Genomic DNA, 17,821 nt, shown 5'->3' with positions numbered 1-17,821 from the left:
CTACCGGCGGAACGCCCGGTCTCTCGCCAGCTCGACGACGATGCCGCGGGTGTCGCCGGGATTCGTGGCGTCGTACCAGAGTCGCGTCTCCTGACCCACGACGATCGGGTCGGCCTGCTCGATCACCATCGTCTTCTGCACCCAGCGCTGCGTGCCCTGCAGATCGCGGAAGGTGAAGGTGACGGCGGTGATGATGCGCGAGCTCTCGTGGAAGAAGTCGTAGCCCTTATCGCTCACGGTGGCCGTGGTCAGGGTGCCGGTCGTGGCCGTCTGCGCGTCGCGGGCCTTCTGCCGCCGCCGCTTCGTCGCCGCGACGACGCCGAGCAGGAGGGCCAGCGCGCCGAGGACGTACAGGGCGACGGCGATCGCGATGGCGACGGTGGGGAAGCCGTTCGGGGAGGCGGCGACGACCAGTCCCGTCCCGGCGCCGAGCAGCACGGCGGTCGCGCCGTAGCCGAGGCCGATGTCGGAGCGCTTGAGCAGCATCGCGGCCCAGCCGATCGAGCCGAGGATGGTGAGCAGCAGGCCGCCGATGATGCCGACGATCGCGGTCCACGGCGGCTCGCCGTAGGCCTCGAACATCCCGAACGCTCCCCAGCCGTAGCCGAGGCCGAACCCGCCGATGAGCTGCAGCAGGGCGAAGAACAGCACGCGTGCGGTACTGGGTCGCTTCGCCAGCCGTGCCTTCCGGGCGAGCGTCGGGTCGACGGTGCTCATCCTCCCAGTCCACCCAGCATCGTCGCCCCCGTTCGCGGTTCTGCGGACACCCTACCGTGCGAGAGCGCTGGGCCGCCCGCCGACAGCGGGGGATGGGGTCAGCCGCGCACCTGCGCCTCGAGCGCCAGGACCGTCGACGCCACGGCCTCCGGTGCCTCCCATGCGGTGAAGTGCCCGCCGTGCTCGAGCCGCTCGAACGAACGGATATCGGTGTAGGTCTTCTCCGCCAGGGATCGCGGATACGCGGCTTCGTGGGTCTGGATGACGATGGCCGCCGGCACCTCGATCAGCGGGTGCAGGGGGCCCCCGGCATTGTCGCTGTACGGGCGGAAGCTGGTGCCGATGGAGCGGGAGATCCAGTAGAGCATCGTGTTCGTCAGCACGTCGTCGACGTCGAACGTCTCGAGCGCGGCGCCATCGCTCCAGCCCGCGACCTTCTCCGTGATCCAGGCGAGGAGGCCGCTGGGGGAGTCGAGCAGCGCGGCGGCGAGCGTGTCGGGACGGGTGCCCTGCAGGTGCGCGTAGCCGGACTCCGCGGCCGGGGCGACGGAGGCGAGGAAGGCGCGCTCGGCGTCGTCCAGCTCCACGCCCGGCCGCTCGCGGGCGGAGAACGAGGCGTGCGCGGCCACGATGCCGGCCACGGATTCGGGATGCGTGGCCGCCAGATAGTCGCTGACCTCGGCGCCGACATCCTCGCCGTAGGTGAGGTAGCGGTCGTGGCCGAGCACCTCGGTCATCAGGGTGTTCCAGCGCTCGGCGACGGCGCGGCTGCCGTACGCGCCCGGCAGTGGCGAGGAGAAGCCGTACCCGGGGACCGACGGCGCCACGACCTCCAGCTCGCCGCTGAGGGCCTCCGCCAGGGGCAGCATCGCCGCGAAGGTGTACGGCCAGCCGTGCGTCAGCACGATCGGCAGTCGCCCGGGCCGCGCCTCACCGACGCGGGCGACGTGGATGCGGCAGCCGTCGATCTCGACCGCGTGCTGCTCGAACCCGTTGAGCCGGCGCTCGACCGCCCGCCAGTCGTACACGGTGCGCCAGTACTCCACGAGGTCGGCCAGCACGGCCGGCGGGATGCCACGGCTCCAGTCGGCGGGATCCACCGCCTCGCGTGGCGACGGCAGGATCGTGTTCTCGAGGCGCTGGCCGAGATCGGTGAGCTCGTCGTCGGTCACGCGGATGCGGAAGTCCTCCATGTGCCGAGAGTACGGCCGACCACCGACGGGCGAGGTTCAGGCAGCGCGCCGCCGAGCGTAGGCTGAATGCATGCCCGAGACGCGCGAGCCCGCCGCATCGCAGCCCGGGGACGCGCGTGTCGAGGCGGTCCGCTACCGCCTCCGCCGTCAGGCCGAGGAGCGCGGCGAAGAGGTCGAGGAGACCAACGCCGGCCAGCCCAGCATGGACCAGCGCGCGCACGTGATCGAGAACGCCATCCAGCAGGCCATCCGCCGCGGCGACTTCGACGACCTCCCCGGAGCGGGCAAGCCGCTGCCCGGCCTCACCGGGACGCATGACCCCGACTGGTGGATCCGCCGCAAGATCGAGCGCGAGCAGCTCACCGGTCTCGGACCTCCCGCGCTCACCCTCCGCACGGAGGACAAGGAGTTCGCCGACCGCCTCGACCGGCTCGCCTCGGAGCGGACGGTGCGCGAGCACGTGGAGGACTTCAACCGGCGCGTCCGGGAGGCCCGGCGCCAGCTCCAGGGCGGCCCGCCCGTCGTCACGCCGATGCGCGACGCCGACGCCGAGGTCGCGGCGTGGCTCGATCGCCGCACGGCACGGCTCCGGGAGGCGGAGGAGCGGCGCCGGGCGGAGGCCGACGCGCTCGCCTCCCTCACCTGGCGCGAGCGCCGGCGGCGCAAGCGCGGACGCTAGCCCGTCACTCCGACAGGTGCTGCTTCGTGTTCGTGTAGACGATGGAGTCCGCGGTCGCACCGACCAGGCCGAGCGTCACCCGTAGCAGGTCGTTCGGAACGCCGTCCGCGGGCGGCGGGGTGTCGGCGCCGAGCGTGAGGGCGTGGCCGTCGGCCGTCGTGGCCGTGATGGAGTTCAGGTAGACCTGCACGTGGCCGCGCAGCGTCATGGTGTCGGCCGTGGTCGCCAGCGACGGGCCCGTATCGTGCCGGACCGTGAGGCTGAATCCGCCGATCGTGATGCTCTCGGCGGAGATGCGGAGCGCGGGGACGCGGCTCCCGTCGGCCAGCGGGACGTTCACGATGCTGATGCCCGACAGCCCCGTGAACGACAGCGACTGGCTGCCGAGCTGTGCGGGCGGCTGGGTGAACACGGGCGCTCCCGTGTCGTCGGTCGGCGCGGGCGCCGGTGTCGCGGGTGCCGGGGTCGCTCCCGGCGCGGTGGGGGCGGGCGTCGGGATGAGCGGGTCCAGCGGCGACCCCGGCGTCCCGGAGCCCGTGCCGGGCACGGACGAGCCCGGCGTCGGCGTGGGAGTGGGGGTCGGCGAGGGCGTCGAGCAGGGCAGGAGGATCGGGATGCAGAGCTGCGCAGGAGCGGCGGAGGGGACCCGCGCCGCACCCAGGCCCGCGACGGCCACGACGACGCACGCCAGCAGGGCGCCGACGACCGTGCCGGGGCGGTTGCGGGTGCGTCGCGGGCTCATCGCTCCACGCCCTCCGTCTCCGGCGTCGGATCCTTCGCCGGCTGATCCTTCGCCGCGCGGCCCTTCGGCATCCACGCCACCGTGAGGATTCCTCCGACGCTCGCCAGCAGCATCCCGATGAAGAAGCCGCCCAGGTTGACCCCGACGAGGGAGTAGACCGCCACCGCCAGCGCGATCACGCCGTAGAACATCCGGTGCGCGGGCATCGCGATGACCAGGATGCCGAGCAGCACGAGCACGATCGGGATGATGGTCGCCTGCAGGCCTTCGATGCCGAGCTGCACGTGGATCTTGCCGATGTCCAGCTGCCCGGAGAAGAACAGCTCCACACCGCCGAGCGCGGTCAGCAGGCCGCCGACGAACGGGCGGCTGCGGCGCCAGGCGCGGAAGCGCTCCCGCCGGGTCAGGCCGTCGCCCGCGTGCGCGGCCCCCGCAGCCCCGGCGGTCGCCGCGTTCAGAAGCACCCCTTCGATCCGTCCGTCAGCTGCACGTGCATCCCGGTGAGGGTGAACACGGAGGCCTGGGTGCTCCAGGCCGTCTGCTGCAGGTTGTCGATGGTGACGGTGTCGGCGTCCTGGGCGAAGTCGCCCGCGGTACCTTTCGCCGCGGTGTTCACGGCGGAGGCGTCGACGCCGATGCGGATGTTGCCGAACTTCGAGTCGCCCTTGAGGTCGGTCATCCCGATCTGGAGGTCGGAGGCCGAGGCGGGGTTGCCACCACCGCCGGCCGTGATGAGCATGCCCACCTTGCCGAGCGGGGTGTCGGTGACGACCGACTGGCACAGATCGGCGAGCGTCGCGGACTTGATGTTGGCGATCGCCACCTGGTGCTCGGTGCCCGCCGTGTCCGGGGCGACGCCCGCGTACTGCGAGAACCCGCTGCCGTCCAACTTGGAAGCACTGATCTGGAACTGGCTGCCCGAGACCGCGAACGACACGGGCACGGCGCCCTGCGCCACCCCCGCCATTAGCAGTGTCGACACCACGGCGACGGGCACGGCGGCGAGCACGATGCGGCCCGTGTGCGTGCCGGCGAACTTTCGAAACGACATCGATCCTCCTGTTCGGGGGCTTGACGCGCCAGTGCAGTCAAGTCCAGGAGCAAACCTAGACGCTATTGACCGTTTGTCAATAGCTGGCACCCGTTCGAGGGGCCGGGCGCGGCCAGATCGTATAGCTGACGGCCCAGACGAGGTCCACTCCGACGACGATTCCGAGGATCGGGAGGAACGCCGTGACCGCTGCCGAACGCTCGGCGTCGCCCGTGATCACGGCGAGCAGCCCGATCACCGCGGCGGCGACCACCGCACCGATCGCCGTGCGCAGGAGGTCGCGCCAGCACGCGCGGGTATAGGCGGCTCCCGTGAGCTTCACCGGCGCCGGGCCACCCGCGAACCGGTGGGCGAAGCGCGCGTCGGCCCAGCGGATCATCGCGTGGCCGTACGCGACCGAGAATCCGAGGTAGAGCGCCGCGAGCCCGTGCGCCGGTGTCGCGGTCCCGCCGCCGGCGAGGTCGAGCGCCGTCGCCGCGAGGAGGGCGACGTCGGTGACGGGGGAGAGTGCGAGCAGCACGGCGCCGAGGCGGCGGCGCCGGAGCAGATACCGGGCGCACAGGCCCAGTGCGATGAAGACCCAGAACAGGATCTCGCAGGCGACGATGACGGCCACGATCACGGCGGGCTCCTCGAGTTTGCTAGTACGGTCGTGCTAGCAAGGAGAGTAGCACGACCGTGCTAACCTCCGACCATGCCGCGCACGATCGACCGGGACGCCCGCAAGGCCCAGCTGGCGGAGGCCGTCTGGCGCGTGATCGTGGAGCGCGGCATCGGTGCCGTGTCGGTGCGCACCGTCGCCGCCGAGGCGGGCGTCGCGGTGGGCTCGCTACGCCACATCTTCCCGACGCGCACGGAACTGCTGGAGTTCTCCGCCGAGCTCATGGTCGACCGCGCCACCGCGCGCATCCTGGCTCTGCCCGTGGGCGACCCGCGAGAGCACGCCCTCGACGTGCTCCGGCAGCTGCTGCCCCTGACTCCGGACAGCCGGGCCGAGCTGGAGGTCAACATCGCGCTGATCGCCGAGGCCCCGGCCCTCCCCGGGCTCGCGCGCATCCGCGACGAGGCCGACCGGGCGCTCACCGGCGCGTGCCTCGGCCTGGTCGAACGGCTCGCCGGCCGCGCGGCCGACGACGACCTGCAGCGGGAGGCGCTGCGCCTCCACGCGCTCGTCGACGGCCTCGCCGTGCACCTGCTCGTGCGCGGCGGCGACCCCGGCTGGGCGCTGGCCGTGCTGCAAGACGAGGTCGACAGGCTGGCCGGATAGGCTCGCAGCATGTCCACGGACCGGCGCACACGGCTCACTCCGGACGAGCGCCGGGCGCAGCTCGTGGCGCTCGGGGTGGCCTTCCTCGCCGAGAGCCCGCTGGACGAGCTCACCATCGACACGCTCTCCGAGCGCGCGGGCGTCTCGCGAGGCCTGCTCTTCCACTACTTCGGCTCCAAGCAGGGGCTGCACCGGGAGGTCGTCCGCACGGCGCGGGACAGCATGCTCCACGCGACCGAGCCGATCCCGGAGCTGCCGCCGCTGGACCGCCTCCACGACACCCTCGTCCGCATCGTTCGGTTCGTGCGCGAGCACGGCGGCACGTTCTACTCGCTCGTGCGCGGTGTGGCGAGCGGTGACAGCGAAGTGCGCGCCGTCGTCGAGGAGGCGCGGGAGGAGCAGGCCGTCCGGGTCGTCGCCGCCTTCCTCGAGCTGGGCGTGCCGGACACCCCGCTGCTGCGGATCGCTCTGCGCTCGTGGGTCGCGTTCGCCGAGGAGGCCCTGGTCGAGAGCGCGCTCGGCACCGACCTGTCGGCGGACGAGATCGTCGCCTTCCTCGAGCGGAGCGTGCGCGCGGTCGTCGCGGCGCTGGATGCGACGTCGGGCTAGATGCCCTCCTCCTCGACGTCCGCCTCCGTGAGCACGCCCTCGTCGGGGTCGTCGAGCGGGTCGTGCTCGTCCTCGATGGGGGACGCCTCGTTGCCGGCGCTGTTGCCCCAGACGGTCTCGCCGGCGACGCCGTCGGTCGTCACGAGCTCGTCGGCGAAGTCGGCCTCGGCGATCGGGTCGTCCGCGGCGTAGTCGACATCGCCATCGGCCGCGTCGACCCAGCCGGCCGTGTCCCCGCCGTCGCCGTCGCCGTACTGCTCGTCCTCGACGCCGTCCTCGGGGATGCGGTCCATGGCGGTCTCCTCTTCCTGTCGTCTGCGGCGAACCTACACCCGCCGCCGGGAACGCAGAAGGCGGCCGGTCCGAGGACCGGCCGCCTTCGTCAGCGGTGCGTGCGGGAGGGTCAGCTCGCCTTCGGGAAGGTGACCGAACCGCTGTCGCCGGCGTCCTTCACCGCGGCGGCGACGAAGGAGGCGAACTGCGTCGCGTCCGTGAAGCCGCCCTGGTAGCGCTCGCCGTTGACGAACACGGTCGGGGTGCCGAAGCCGCCGCTGGTGGGGTTCGCGAGCTGCTTGCTGGCGACCGCCTCCTTGGTGCGGTTGGTCACGAACTGCGCGTACGTCTGGTTGTTCACGCAGTCGGTGATCTGCTTCGACTCGACCCCCGCGTCCTTGAACAGCTTCAGCATCTCGGCGTTCGTGAGCCCGCTGCCGGTCGATTCGTCCGGCTGGTTGGCGAACAGGGCGCTGTTGATGTCGAAGAACTTGTCCGGGTCGTAGTTCGCGACGCAGGAGGCCGCGGCCGCTGCACGTGTGGAGTACTTGTTGTTCGTCGACGAGTCGAGGATGGCGACCGGGTGGATCTCGAGGGTCGCGGTGCCGTCGGCCATCATCTGCTTCATCTGGTCGCTGTTGGTGGTCTCGAACTGGTCGCAATAGGGGCACTGGTAGTCGAGCCAGATCTGGATGTGCGCCGTCTTGCCGTCGAGCTTCTGCGTCGTCGGCGTCGGGGCGTCCCCTCCGGAGATCGCCGCGCTCTTCACGGCCTGGTCGGCCTGGGTCAGCACGATGCCGCCGCTGATCATGTTCTTGGGGTTCGCGACGTTGCTGGACGCGCTGACGCCCGAGTAGACGATGAGGCCCACGATGGTGAGCACCGCGAGCACGCCCACGATGACCGAGCTCTGAACGATGACCTTGCGGCGCTTCGCCTTCTTGGCGGCCTCTTCGCGCATCAGTCGCGCGGTCTCCCGCGCCTCTTCCCGACGATCGCGCTTGGTGGGGCCGGCGGCCCCTCTACCCGTTGCCATTCAGTTCATCCCGTTCGACATGTGGACATTCCCCCACCGATCGTAGGGGTAATTTCCTTTGAGAGGGCTGGTGGTATCTCCCGGGTGCGGGCGGCTGCGGTCGCACGTGCCTCGTTCGGGTCCCTTGCCGCGGGCGGGCGCGCTCGCCAGACTGCTGCGAGCACGACCCGAAGGAGTGAACGTGGCACGACCCAGGCTGGGCAAGGGCGGCTGGTCGATCGTCGGAGGCGCCGCCGCGCTGGCGGTCCTGGTCTCCGTCTCGGCGTATGCGGCCGGTGGGCAGCCTCCTGCCGAGACCGCCGAGACGGACGCCATCTCGGTGCAGACGCAGCGGAACGCGACTCCGACGCCGACGCCGACGCCCGTGACGGAGGTGACGACAGTGGACGTCGACACGGCGATCCCGTTCGCAGCAACCACCGTCGACGACCCGGCCCGGGATGTCGGGACGAGCGCGGTCACGACCGCAGGGCGCGACGGCGTCAAGACCAGCACGTACAGTGTCACGCTGGTCGACGGGACGGAGACCGGGCGCACGCTCGTCTCCGAGGCGGTGACGACACCGCCGGTCGATCAAGTCACGAGCGTGGGGTCGCGCCAGCCCGCGCCGGCTGCCCCGCCCGCACCACCCGCGGCCGAAGCGCAGGGCGGATGCGACCCGAACTACGCCGGGGCCTGCGTCCCGATCGCGAGCGACGTGGACTGCGCGGGAGGCAGCGGCAACGGGCCCGCGTACGTACGCGGCCCGGTCCAGGTCGTGGGGACCGACATCTACGACCTGGACCGCGACGGCGACGGGGTGGGCTGCGAGTAGCGGCCGCGTGCGGAGCGACGGGCTGGCGACTAGCCGACGGTCACCGGACTCGTCGAGGCGACCGGCACCAGGCGCTGCAGCTGGGTGACGTGCGCCGGGGTCAGCTCGGCCAGCGACGAGACCTCCAGCAGCTGCATCGTGCGCACGATCTGGTCCGAGAGGATCTGGATGGTGCGGTCGACGCCGGCGCGGCCTCCCGCCATCAGGCCGTACAGGTAGGCACGGCCGATGAGCGTGAACTTGGCGCCGAGCGCGTAGGCGGCGATGATGTCGGCGCCGTTCATGATGCCGGTGTCGATCGCGACCTCCGTGTGGTGCCCGACCTCCTGCACCACCTTCGGCAGCAGGTGGAAGGGGATGGGCGCGCGGTCGAGCTGGCGCCCGCCGTGGTTGGAGAGCACGATGCCGTCGACGCCGAGGTCGACGAGCTTCTTCGAGTCCTCGACGTTCTGCACGCCCTTGATGACGATCTTTCCGGGGAAGAGGTCGCGGATGATCGCGAGGTCCTCGAAGCTGATGGACGGATCCATCGCCGCGTTGAGCAGGTCGCCGACGGTGCCGCCGGTCGACGACAGCGACGCGAACTCGAGCTTCGGCGTGGTCAGGAAGTCGTACCACCACCACGGGCGGGGGATGGCGTTGACGATCGTGCCGAGGGTGAGCTGCGGCGGGATCGAGAAGCCATTGCGCTTGTCGCGCAGGCGCGCACCGGCGACAGGGGTGTCGACGGTGAAGAAGAGGGTGTCGAACTGCGCTGCCGCGGCACGCCGGACGAGTTCGTACGAGATCTCCCGCTCCCGCATCACGTAGAGCTGGAACCAGTTGCGGCCGGTCGGGTTGGCCGCCTTCACGTTCTCGATGGAGGTGGTGCCGAGCGTCGAGAGGGTGAAGGGGATGCCCGCGGCGCCGGCGGCGCCCGCTCCCGCGATCTCGCCCTCGGTCTGCATCAGCCGGGTGAAGCCGGTGGGCGCGATGCCGAAGGGGAGCGCGGAGGGGCCGCCCCAGATCTCGCAGGACGTGTCGACGACCGAGACGTCCTTGAGGATCGACGGGTGGAACTCGATGTCCTGGAACGCCTGGCGGGCGCGCGCCAGCGACAGCTCGCCCTCGGCGGCGCCCTCGGTGTAGTCGAAGGCGGCCTTCGGCGTGCGGCGCTTCGCGATGCGCTGCAGGTCCTCGATGGTGAGGGCGCCCTGCAGGCGGCGCTTCTTGCCGTCGAGCTCGGGCTTCTTGAACTTCATCAGGTCGAGCAGTTCGGCGGGCTTGGGGACTTGACGGGTGACCATGTGCTGCTGCCTATCTGGATTCGTGGGCGGAGGGTGTGCGGGCGGAGGGTGTGCGGGTGGAGGAGTCGTCGAGCGGTTCGGGGGAGGCGTCGCGGTAGTAGCCGCTGATGTGCGCGTGGATGCGGGTGCGCGCGGCTGCAGCATCCCCGGCGGCGATCGCGGCGATCACCTCGCGGTGCTCGGCGCGGAGCCGGGCGGCCATCGCCTCCCAGTCGGGGATGCGCGCGAGCCCGGCGATCACGTAGCCCTCGATCGAGGTGCGCAGGCCCGCCATCGTCGCGGCGACCACCGCGTTGCCGGAGGCTTCGGCGAGGACGAGGTGGAACTGCGCATCGAGCGCGAGGAACTCCTGCGGCGTGAGTGCCGGGTCGTCCATGGCGTCGAGCAGCTGGCGGGCGTCGGAGAGGTCGACGGTGGAGGGGCGCTCGGCGAGCTCTTCGGCCACGGCGGTCTCGAGGAGGAGGCGGGTGCGCACGACGTCGGCGACGGGGAACCCGCTGGCCGCGACCTGGAGGCGCATGAACGCCTGCATCCCGCCGACGGGGCGCGCGACGATGATCGCGCCGGAGGTCGGGCCCGAGCCGGTCTGTGTGCGGACGAGGCCCATCGCCTCCAGCACCCGGATGGCCTCCCGGACGCTCGACCGCGAGACGCCGAGGTCGGCCGAGAGGGCGCGTTCGGCTGGGAGGTGATCGCCCGGGCGCAGCCGACCGTCGACGAGACGCGCTTCGATGTGGGCGAGCACGCCCTCCCAGGCCCGCGGCTCCGCGGTCATAGCGCCTCCTGTGGTCAGACCATGTGGTCGGACCACACTAGCACGCGTGCGCCGGCGACCGTCGAGACGGCGAGGGCCGCCCTCGGGTTCTCCGGATACATGCGCGCGAGCGGGGCGAGGCGCCGGAGTTCCGGAGAACTGAGCGGCGCGGCGCGCGGAGTCGCCGGAGTTACGGCACGGCGCCCCGCGAGCGGAGCGGTCTCAGTAGCTCCGGAAGCCGACCGCGGCTCGCCGCTCAGTTCGCCGGAACTCCGGAGAATCGAGCCGAAATGGCGCAATTGGCCGTAACTCCGGAGTTGCGGCGTCGCGAGCGGGCGAGCGGGCGAGTGGGTGAGGGGGCGCTACTCGGCCGCGGGCGTCGCGGGGCGCAGCTCCACGTCTTCGACGCGCGAGCGCGGCATGGCGATGCCGGCGACGATCGTGAAGGCAGCGGCGATCGCGACGGCGACGAAGACCGCGGTGGAGGCCGCCTGGACCGTGCCGGGATCCTGGGCGCCGCCCGCGGAGGAGGCGATGATGCCGTTCGCGATGGCGCCGAACAGGGCGACGCCGACCGAACTGCCGATGGAGCGCGAGAACATGTTCGTGCCGGTGACCACGCCGCGCTCGTTCCAGGCGACGCTCGACTGGGCGGCGATCAGTGTCGGGGTGGCGACCAGGCCCATCCCGAGCCCGACCACGAAGCAGCTCATCGCGACGAACGCGACGCTCGGGTGGACGGACGTGACGGCGAGCGCGATCGCACCGACGATGGCGATGGAGGTGCCGAGCAGCGCGGTGCTGCGGAATCCGATGCGCAGGTAGAAGCGGCCGGAGAGGCTGGCGGCGATCGGCCAGCCGATCGTGAGGGCTGCGACCGCGAGCCCGGCGATCAGCGGGGAGGCGCCGGTCGTCGACTCGAGGTAGGTCGGCACGTACGAGGTGAGGCCGATCAGGATGGCGCCGATGCCCAGCGAGATGAGGGTCGTGGTCACGAGCAGCCGGCGGGAGAACACCCAGAGCGGCAGGATGGGTTCGGCCGCCCGGCGCTCCACGAGCAGGAACGCGATCAGCAGGAGGCCGCCGAGCACGAACGAGCCGATGCTCCAGGCCGAGTCCCATGCCCACGCCTGGCCGCCTTCGAGCACGGCGAGGATGAGGAGGCTCATCCCGACGGTCAGCAGCGTGGCCCCGGCGTAGTCGATGCGGTGCGGGCGGCGCTCGACGTTCTCGTGGAAGTTGCGCGCCAGCATCCACGCGGCCAAGAGGCAGAGCGGGATGTTGACGAAGAAGATCCAGCGCCACGAGGTGAACTGCGAGAACAGGCCGCCGAGGGTCGGTCCGACCACCGAGGAGATCGCCCACACGCTCGCCAGGTAGCCCTGCACCTTCGCCCGCTCGGCGATCGTGTAGATGTCACCCGCGATGGTGATCGCGATCGGCTGGATGGCGCCGGCGCCGAGGCCCTGGATGACGCGGAAGGCGATGAGCGCGGGCATCGACCAGGCGACGCCGCAGAGGATGGACCCGAGCAGGAAGAGCCCGATGCCGATGAGCACGAGCGGCTTGCGCCCGACGGTGTCGGCGAGCTTCGCGTAGACGGGCACCGAGACGGCCTGCGCCAGCAGGTAGACCGAGAAGAGCCAGGGGAACTGCGAGAACCCGCCCAGGTCCGACACGATCGACGGCACGGCCGTCGCGAGGATCGTGGAGTCGATGGCGACCAGCCCCGTGGTGAGCATGAGGGCGATGAGCACAGGGCCGCGCTCGGAGCGGAAGCCGACGCTGGCACGGGTTGGTTGGTTCACATGTGTGAACAACGTCTCGCGCCGCGAGCCATTCCCGACTTGACGTGAAAGAGAAGGGCGCGGACAATCTGAAACATGTCTTTCAGATCGCCCGAGCGTCGCACGGTCACCGACCCGCGCGCCCTCCGCGCGCTCGCGCATCCCCTGCGCCTGGCGCTGCTCGACCACCTCATGACCTTCGGCCCACGCACCGCGAGCGAATGCGCCGAGGTCGTGGGCTCGACCCCGTCGAACTGCAGCTATCACCTGCGCGCCCTGGCCCGCTTCGGGCTGGTGGAGGCGGTGGAGGCCGACGACGGGCGCGAGCGGCCGTGGCAGTCCACGGCGACGGGCCTCACGTTCGGTCGCTCGGAGGATCCGGGCTTCCACCTCGGCGAGGACACGGCGGAGCGCCTGCTCGTCGACCGTCAGATCGACGACGAGGCCGCCCTCGTGCACCGCGCCGTCGCTCAGCGCGACGAGCAGCCCGCGGAGTGGCGCGACGCCTCCATCCTCACGGGGTACGCCCTGCGGCTGTCTCCCGCCGAATTGAAAGACCTCACCGAGAAGCTGGACGCCCTCATCCGCCCGTACATCGGTCTGACCCGTGCCGACGCGCCAGACGACGCCGACGTGGTCGCCCTGCACCTCAACGCGTTCCGTCACCCCGACGCGCAGCGGGCGGGCGGCGCGGGGGAGTCGTCGTGACCTCCCGTTCGCCGCTGCTGCGCCGCGACTATGCGCTGATCTGGTCGGCGGGCCTGGTCTCCGACACCGGCGACTGGCTGCTGATGATCGCGCTGCCCCTCTTCGCGTTCGGCGCGACCGGATCCGCTCTCGGCGCCTCCACCGTCTTCCTGGTGGAGCTCGTGCCGATGCTGCTGCTCGGCACCTTCCTCGGGGTTCTCGTCGACCGCTGGGACCGCCGCCGCACGATCATCGTCACCGCCCTGCTCCAGGCCGTTGCTCTGTTGCCGCTGCTGGCGGCATCCGCCGACCGCATGTGGATCGTCTACACGGTGGCCGCGGTGGAGGCCGTGCTCGGCGCGGTCATCAACCCGGCTCGTCAGGCGCTGGTCCCGAGCCTGGTCGAGCCCGACCAGCTCGCGCGCGGCAACGCGCTCATCGCCGTCAGCGACAGCATCGCCCGCCTCGTCGGCTCGCCGCTCGGCGGCATCGCGTTCGCCGCGGGCGGCCTGCCCGGGGTCGTGATCGCCGATGCGGCGACCTTCCTCGTGACCGCCGTCCTCGTCGCGTGCATGCGCCGTCATCCCGTACCCGTGGCAGCGGACGCGGACGCGGAGACGCCCGCGATCGTCGCCGAACGGCGGCTCCTGCGCGAGTGGGCGGAGGGGCTCGCGCTGATCGGCCGCTCGGGGACCCTGCGAACCCTCGCAGCCATCACCGCGCTCGGCAGCGTCTCGCAGGGGCTCTTCCTCGTCCTCTTCATCGTCTACGTCACGCAGGATCTCGGGGCGGGGGATGCCGGCGTCGGCCTCCTGCGCGGCGTGCAGGCGATCGGCGGGGTGCTCGGCGGCCTCCTCTCCGGCATGCTGGTGCGCCGGCTGAGCCCGCGGATGCTGGTGGGAGGCGGCTATCTCGTCTTCGGCCTCTTGTCCCTGATCACCTGGAACCTCGCGCCGTTCACCACGGCCATCGGCGTCTACGCCGGTCTCTTCATCGCGATGGGCATCCCGGCGGTCGCCACCGCGACCGGGGAGATCACCCTGGTGCAGACCGGCACCCCGCCGCACGCGCTCGGCCGGGTGATCGCGGCGATGACCACCGTCGCGGGAGCGGCGCAGGGCGTCGGCCTCCTCGCCGGCGGCCTGCTCGCCGAGCAGTTCGACGTGGTGGCCATCCTCGACGGCCAGGCCGCGCTCTACCTCCTGTGCGGCGTGATCGCGCTGGCGGCGCTCGGCAGCCGGTTCAGCGCAGGTCGCGTATCCGTGCCAGAGGCGAGCGCGGCCCGCTCGACCGACGTTCCGCGGTGACGGCGAGAGCGAGGAGGACGGCGCCGGCGGCGGCCAGTGTGATCCACCAGGGCATCGCCTCGATCGAGCGCCCGATCTGAACGGTGAACACGACCACGTTCTCGATCGGGAGGACGATGAGGCCGAGGACGAACGGCGCTGCCAGACGGAGGAGCGAACCCGCGAGGATGCACACCAGCGCGATCGCCATCACCAGGACGGCCCGCCAGGTGACCGGATCGGTTCCGGTCGCGGTGACCGACGGGGCGAGGAGCACGGCCAAGCCGGGGGCGAGCAGCGCCCAGCTCGATCGGAAGCCGGCGGGCCACGAGGTCGGAGTCGCCACCGCTCCGGGCCCCGGAGCCGGAGCCCGGAGCGCGATCACGCCCGCGGCCAGGAGAGCGGCGCCGAGGGGCAGTGAGAAGGCTTCCACCCGCAGCTCGCGCGTCGACCACGCGGCGACGGAGAGCGCCCACGCCGCGGCGAACCAGACCCACACCGGTGGCAGCCTCGTCGGGCCGCGGAGGCCGCGAACCGCCGTCGTGACCATTCCGGCGAGGAGGCACGCGGCGAGGACGGAGAGCAGCACCAGCGGGAGCGGATCGGAGCGGTTCGCCGTGAGCGGGCCGACGACGAGTAGGACGATGGCGGGGACGAAGAGGGCACGGCCTGCAGCGACGCGCGTCAGTTCGCGCCCGGCTCCGGCGGCGAGCGCCGCTGCCGGCACCGAGTACGCGACGACCGGCAGGATGACGAGCATCGCGGGGACGGCGGCCGTGTCGACCCCGAGCCCGTAGCGGAGGGCTTGAACCGAACCCGCCGTTGCCGCGACCATGGCGGCGACGGCGGAAGCCGGTGAGAGGGGACGCACGCCGTCACTCCACCGCGTGCGGCGTAGTGCGAGTGGCAGAGCCCACAGGGCGGTCGCCGAGAGGAGCAGGAGGTCGGTGCGCCAGGGAATCGCCGGCTGGGCGCCTCCGTCGGTTCCCGATGGTGTCGCCGACCCCGTCAGCACCAGCGCGAGCAGGCTGGGCGCGATGAGCGCTCCCGCGCCGACAGCGAAGAGAGGCAGGCCGCGCCGCCCTCGAGCGCTCGCCGCGATTCCGACGACGAGTGCCGCCAGAGCGGGCGGCGCGAGATACGCCTCGAGCACCGGTACCCCGAGCAGGCCCAGCAGACTCCACAGGGCGCCCGCCCACGCGGCGCCCGTGATCCACCAGCCCCAGCCGCGGTGAGCGATGCGGGCCATGGCGATGCCGCCGAGCCCGAGCAGCAGGAGGACCACAGCGGCGATGCCCGGCCCGGCGGCGGGACGGGCGAACGCGAGCAGCACGGCGATCATCCCCGTGAACAGCGACGCGGCCTCGCCGGAGAGCCGGATCGCCGGGATGTGCGTCACCCGGCGTCGCTCCAGAAGCGCTGCCAGCCGCTCCCCGCTCGTGACCGCCACTGCGACGAGGGCGGCGATGATCGGGAGGGTGATCGGCGATCCGCTCATCGGCAGGACCTGCGCGCCCAGGGTGACCACGATGACGGCGAGACCGGGGACGATGAGGGCCGCGGCCAGGCAGCGGAGCCAGACCGGGACGGGGCGCGACCGCTCCGTCAGCACCACGGCGGAGAGGGCGACGCTCGCGGACGTCGGAAGCGCCGTCCACGCTGTCCGTTCCACCAGGACCAGGCCGACGGTCACCAGGAACGGAGCGGCCGCCGAGCCGAGGAAGGCGATCCAGTCGGCGTTGCCGATCCGGCGCGAACCGGTCGCGACGAAAGCGGCCAGCACACCAGCCGTCACCGCGACGCAGAGCGCGGCGGTGACGTCGAGTCCGGTGAGCCGGACCAGGGCGGACACGAGCACGACCATCGCGTAGAGGACGCCGACGGCGATGTAGGCCGGGCGGGCACGGGGAGGTGCGAGCGTCGACGCGAGCACCGTCGCACCCACCGCACCGACGCCCACGACGAGGAGCGACCAGTCTGCCGCGAAGGCCGTGGCGGCCGCCGAGACGAGGAGGACGTGACCGGCGAGCACCGGGCCCGCGAACACCGCGTCTCCGGCCGCCCGCAGCGGAGCCCAGCGTTTGGCGAGGAACATCAGCGATGCACCGGCCAGCAGGGCGGCCGCACTGCTGACCGGCTCGGGAAGATCCCATCCGGTGGCCGCGATGATCACGACCAGGCTGAGGGAGGCGGACGCGACGACGCGGTCCGGTATCGCCATCGACGGTCTGGTCCTGCCGCGAACGGCGCCGGCGAGGGCGGCGATCGCCAGCGCGACGATGGCGGCGGCGACGGACGCGGTCACGTCGTCGGACGCCGGTGCGCGATCCGTCCGGGTCAGCGACGGGATGACGACGTATGCCGCAGGAACGGCGGTGAGCCGAGCCGCCGCCCAGCTCGCCCAGATCAGGGCGGCGCGATCCACGCCGCGCACGGCAGGGAGCCGGCCGATGCCGAGGAGCGCCGCGTGCCCGGCGAGCACCGCCGCCGGAAGGATCCACGGACCGGCGGCGAGAGGGGGGACGGCCAGCGGTACGGTGACCGCGGCCACGACGGCGAAGACGCCCGCGGCGGCGCTCCAGATCCGCGGCATCGCGGATCGCGCGCTCCCGGCGCAGACGACGCTGAGCGCCGCCAGTGTCGCGATGGAGACGGCGTCGGCGGAGAAGCGCTGGACCACCACGACGGCGAGTGCCGTGACGACGGCTCCGCCGGCCTGCAGCACGACGACGGTGATGCGTTCCGTCCGCAGCGGAGACCCGAGCGCGGGCGAGAGCCGGGAGAGGAGCGGGTGGAGGACGAGGCCGGAGGCAGCGACGGAGAGTCCCATGGCGTAGGAACCGGCGACGGCCGCCTCCGTGCCGGCGAGCGCCGACAGGATCAGCGCGGGAGAGAGTGCGGCTCCCACGGCCCCGCCCCAGACCCAGCTGCGCAGGCGCACCCGCCGGCCGCCCGCGAGCGCCGCTGCCGAGCACGCGAGGAGGACGACGCCGGCGAAGACCCTGGTCGCCGGACCATCGGGGACCAGGGCGGAGGCCGACGAGGCCGTGACCACGGCGAACACGAGACCGAGCATCCCGACGGTCTCGGCCGAGAAGGCGAGGCCTGCGCGACGGAGGGCCCACCCTGCCGTCAGGAAGAGGGCGGCCACCAGGGCCAGGACCGCGGAGCGCGCGGCCGCGTCGCTGAGATCGGGACTGAGGAAGGCGAAGACCAGGGAGGCGATCGCGATCAGTCCGGCCCCTGCGACGGAGAGCACGGACTGCACAGACAGCCTCCCGGCGCTCTGCACCGCGGCGGGGCGGTCAGGCGCAGACGGTTGAGCGCGCCACGGCGTCGGTCCTGCAGCCGGTGCGGAACCGGTGGTCGGCGTCGCGCCCGTCCTGAGGCGGTCGACGACCGTCTGCCGCCGCCGGAGAGCGATGGCGGCGGCGGCGGACGCTGCGCGCAGCTCGGCCAGCGACTCCTGGTCGATCTCGGCGCCGCAGGCCGGGCACGAGCCGTTCTCGACCACCGCTCGTGCGCAGCGCGGGCACGCGCGCTCACCGAGCAGATAGTCGATCGCGTCGGCCGTCCAGTGCGCTGACAGCGATGTCGTGACCGTCGGATCCGTCATCTGATGACCCCCTCGGCTGGGGAG

General features: G+C 72.1%; 18 protein-coding genes. 6 read left to right on the top strand and 12 right to left on the bottom strand.

Annotated elements, in window-relative coordinates; all coding sequences use genetic code 11:
- Positions 1–717, bottom strand: coding sequence for a DUF3592 domain-containing protein (locus FHX33_RS09665; RefSeq protein WP_021763156.1), 717 nt, complete (start codon positions 715–717; stop codon positions 1–3).
- 98 nt (positions 718–815) lie between these two features.
- Complete coding sequence (locus FHX33_RS09660) at positions 816–1,910, bottom strand: epoxide hydrolase family protein (protein ID WP_021763157.1); 1,095 nt, start codon at positions 1,908–1,910, stop codon at positions 816–818.
- A gap of 70 nt (positions 1,911–1,980) precedes the next feature.
- Between FHX33_RS09660 and FHX33_RS09655 the strand changes: the two genes are divergently transcribed.
- The gene (locus FHX33_RS09655; RefSeq protein ID WP_183428393.1) at positions 1,981–2,589 is read left to right on the top strand and encodes a DnaJ family domain-containing protein; all 609 of its coding nucleotides are present in this window, start codon (positions 1,981–1,983) and stop codon (positions 2,587–2,589) included.
- Between the two features lie 4 nt (positions 2,590–2,593).
- Here the strand turns inward: FHX33_RS09655 and FHX33_RS09650 are convergent, their stop codons facing one another.
- From FHX33_RS09650 to FHX33_RS09635, 4 genes are all read right to left on the bottom strand, one after another.
- On the bottom strand, positions 2,594–3,331 hold the full coding sequence (locus FHX33_RS09650) for a hypothetical protein (protein WP_183428392.1): 738 nt from the start codon (positions 3,329–3,331) through the stop codon (positions 2,594–2,596).
- Positions 3,328–3,795 carry a DUF6114 domain-containing protein gene (locus FHX33_RS09645; protein ID WP_021764389.1) on the bottom strand — a complete coding sequence of 156 codons (468 nt, stop codon included), beginning with the start codon at positions 3,793–3,795 and terminating at the stop codon, positions 3,328–3,330. The genes FHX33_RS09650 and FHX33_RS09645 overlap by 4 nt, the downstream gene beginning before the upstream one ends.
- On the bottom strand, positions 3,786–4,382 hold the full coding sequence (locus tag FHX33_RS09640; RefSeq protein WP_021764390.1) for a DUF6230 family protein: 597 nt from the start codon (positions 4,380–4,382) through the stop codon (positions 3,786–3,788). The genes FHX33_RS09645 and FHX33_RS09640 overlap by 10 nt, the downstream gene beginning before the upstream one ends.
- A gap of 76 nt (positions 4,383–4,458) precedes the next feature.
- Positions 4,459–5,004, bottom strand: a complete 546-nt coding sequence (locus FHX33_RS09635; RefSeq protein ID WP_021764391.1) for a hypothetical protein — start codon at positions 5,002–5,004, stop codon at positions 4,459–4,461.
- A gap of 72 nt (positions 5,005–5,076) precedes the next feature.
- On the opposite strand from FHX33_RS09635, the gene FHX33_RS09630 reads away from it, so the two are divergent.
- Positions 5,077–5,649 (top strand): TetR/AcrR family transcriptional regulator, encoded by a 573-nt coding sequence (locus tag FHX33_RS09630; RefSeq protein ID WP_183428391.1) that lies wholly within the window; start codon positions 5,077–5,079, stop codon positions 5,647–5,649.
- Positions 5,650–5,658: 9 nt separating this feature from the next.
- On the top strand, positions 5,659–6,258 hold the full coding sequence (locus FHX33_RS09625) for a TetR/AcrR family transcriptional regulator (RefSeq protein ID WP_021761759.1): 600 nt from the start codon (positions 5,659–5,661) through the stop codon (positions 6,256–6,258).
- Here the strand turns inward: FHX33_RS09625 and FHX33_RS09620 are convergent.
- Together FHX33_RS09620 and FHX33_RS09615 are read right to left on the bottom strand one after the other, a co-directional pair.
- On the bottom strand, positions 6,255–6,551 hold the full coding sequence (locus tag FHX33_RS09620; protein ID WP_021761757.1) for a hypothetical protein: 297 nt from the start codon (positions 6,549–6,551) through the stop codon (positions 6,255–6,257). The two genes, FHX33_RS09625 and FHX33_RS09620, sit on opposite strands and share 4 nt — an antisense overlap.
- Before the next feature lie 110 nt (positions 6,552–6,661).
- The gene (locus FHX33_RS09615; protein ID WP_246396894.1) at positions 6,662–7,567 is read right to left on the bottom strand and encodes a DsbA family protein; all 906 of its coding nucleotides are present in this window, start codon (positions 7,565–7,567) and stop codon (positions 6,662–6,664) included.
- Between the two features lie 181 nt (positions 7,568–7,748).
- Here FHX33_RS09615 and FHX33_RS09610 point away from each other — a divergent pair, with 181 nt between their 5' ends.
- Positions 7,749–8,381, top strand: a complete 633-nt coding sequence (locus tag FHX33_RS09610; protein WP_248616239.1) for a G5 domain-containing protein — start codon at positions 7,749–7,751, stop codon at positions 8,379–8,381.
- A gap of 29 nt (positions 8,382–8,410) precedes the next feature.
- Here FHX33_RS09610 and FHX33_RS09605 read toward each other — a convergent pair whose 3' ends face one another.
- The 3 genes from FHX33_RS09605 to FHX33_RS09595 all read right to left on the bottom strand — a co-directional run bounded on the left by FHX33_RS09605 (position 8,411) and on the right by FHX33_RS09595 (position 12,229).
- A complete protein-coding gene (locus FHX33_RS09605; RefSeq protein ID WP_021761749.1) occupies positions 8,411–9,667 on the bottom strand; it encodes an alpha-hydroxy acid oxidase in 1,257 nt (418 codons plus the stop codon).
- Between the two features lie 10 nt (positions 9,668–9,677).
- Complete coding sequence (locus FHX33_RS09600; RefSeq protein ID WP_021761747.1) at positions 9,678–10,442, bottom strand: FadR/GntR family transcriptional regulator; 765 nt, start codon at positions 10,440–10,442, stop codon at positions 9,678–9,680.
- 341 nt (positions 10,443–10,783) lie between these two features.
- Positions 10,784–12,229: an MDR family MFS transporter gene (locus tag FHX33_RS09595; protein WP_039921654.1), complete on the bottom strand. Its 1,446-nt coding sequence runs from the start codon at positions 12,227–12,229 to the stop codon at positions 10,784–10,786.
- Between the two features lie 75 nt (positions 12,230–12,304).
- On the opposite strand from FHX33_RS09595, the gene FHX33_RS09590 reads away from it, so the two are divergent.
- Both FHX33_RS09590 and FHX33_RS09585 read left to right on the top strand, forming a co-directional pair.
- Positions 12,305–12,916 (top strand): helix-turn-helix domain-containing protein, encoded by a 612-nt coding sequence (locus tag FHX33_RS09590; RefSeq protein WP_021761743.1) that lies wholly within the window; start codon positions 12,305–12,307, stop codon positions 12,914–12,916.
- The gene (locus FHX33_RS09585) at positions 12,913–14,202 is read left to right on the top strand and encodes an MFS transporter (protein ID WP_021761741.1); all 1,290 of its coding nucleotides are present in this window, start codon (positions 12,913–12,915) and stop codon (positions 14,200–14,202) included. Before FHX33_RS09590 ends, FHX33_RS09585 begins: the two co-directional genes overlap by 4 nt.
- Here FHX33_RS09585 and FHX33_RS09580 read toward each other — a convergent pair.
- Complete coding sequence (locus tag FHX33_RS09580; protein WP_183428389.1) at positions 14,138–17,797, bottom strand: SCO7613 C-terminal domain-containing membrane protein; 3,660 nt, start codon at positions 17,795–17,797, stop codon at positions 14,138–14,140. The genes FHX33_RS09585 and FHX33_RS09580 overlap by 65 nt on opposite strands.
- Between the last annotated feature and the right edge of the window lie 24 nt (positions 17,798–17,821).

The organism is Leifsonia aquatica, assembly GCF_014190775.1.
Lineage (GTDB): Bacteria > Actinomycetota > Actinomycetes > Actinomycetales > Microbacteriaceae > Leifsonia > Leifsonia aquatica.
Note: the sequence above shows the minus strand (reverse complement) of the source record. Positions and strands in the feature narration are given on the sequence as shown.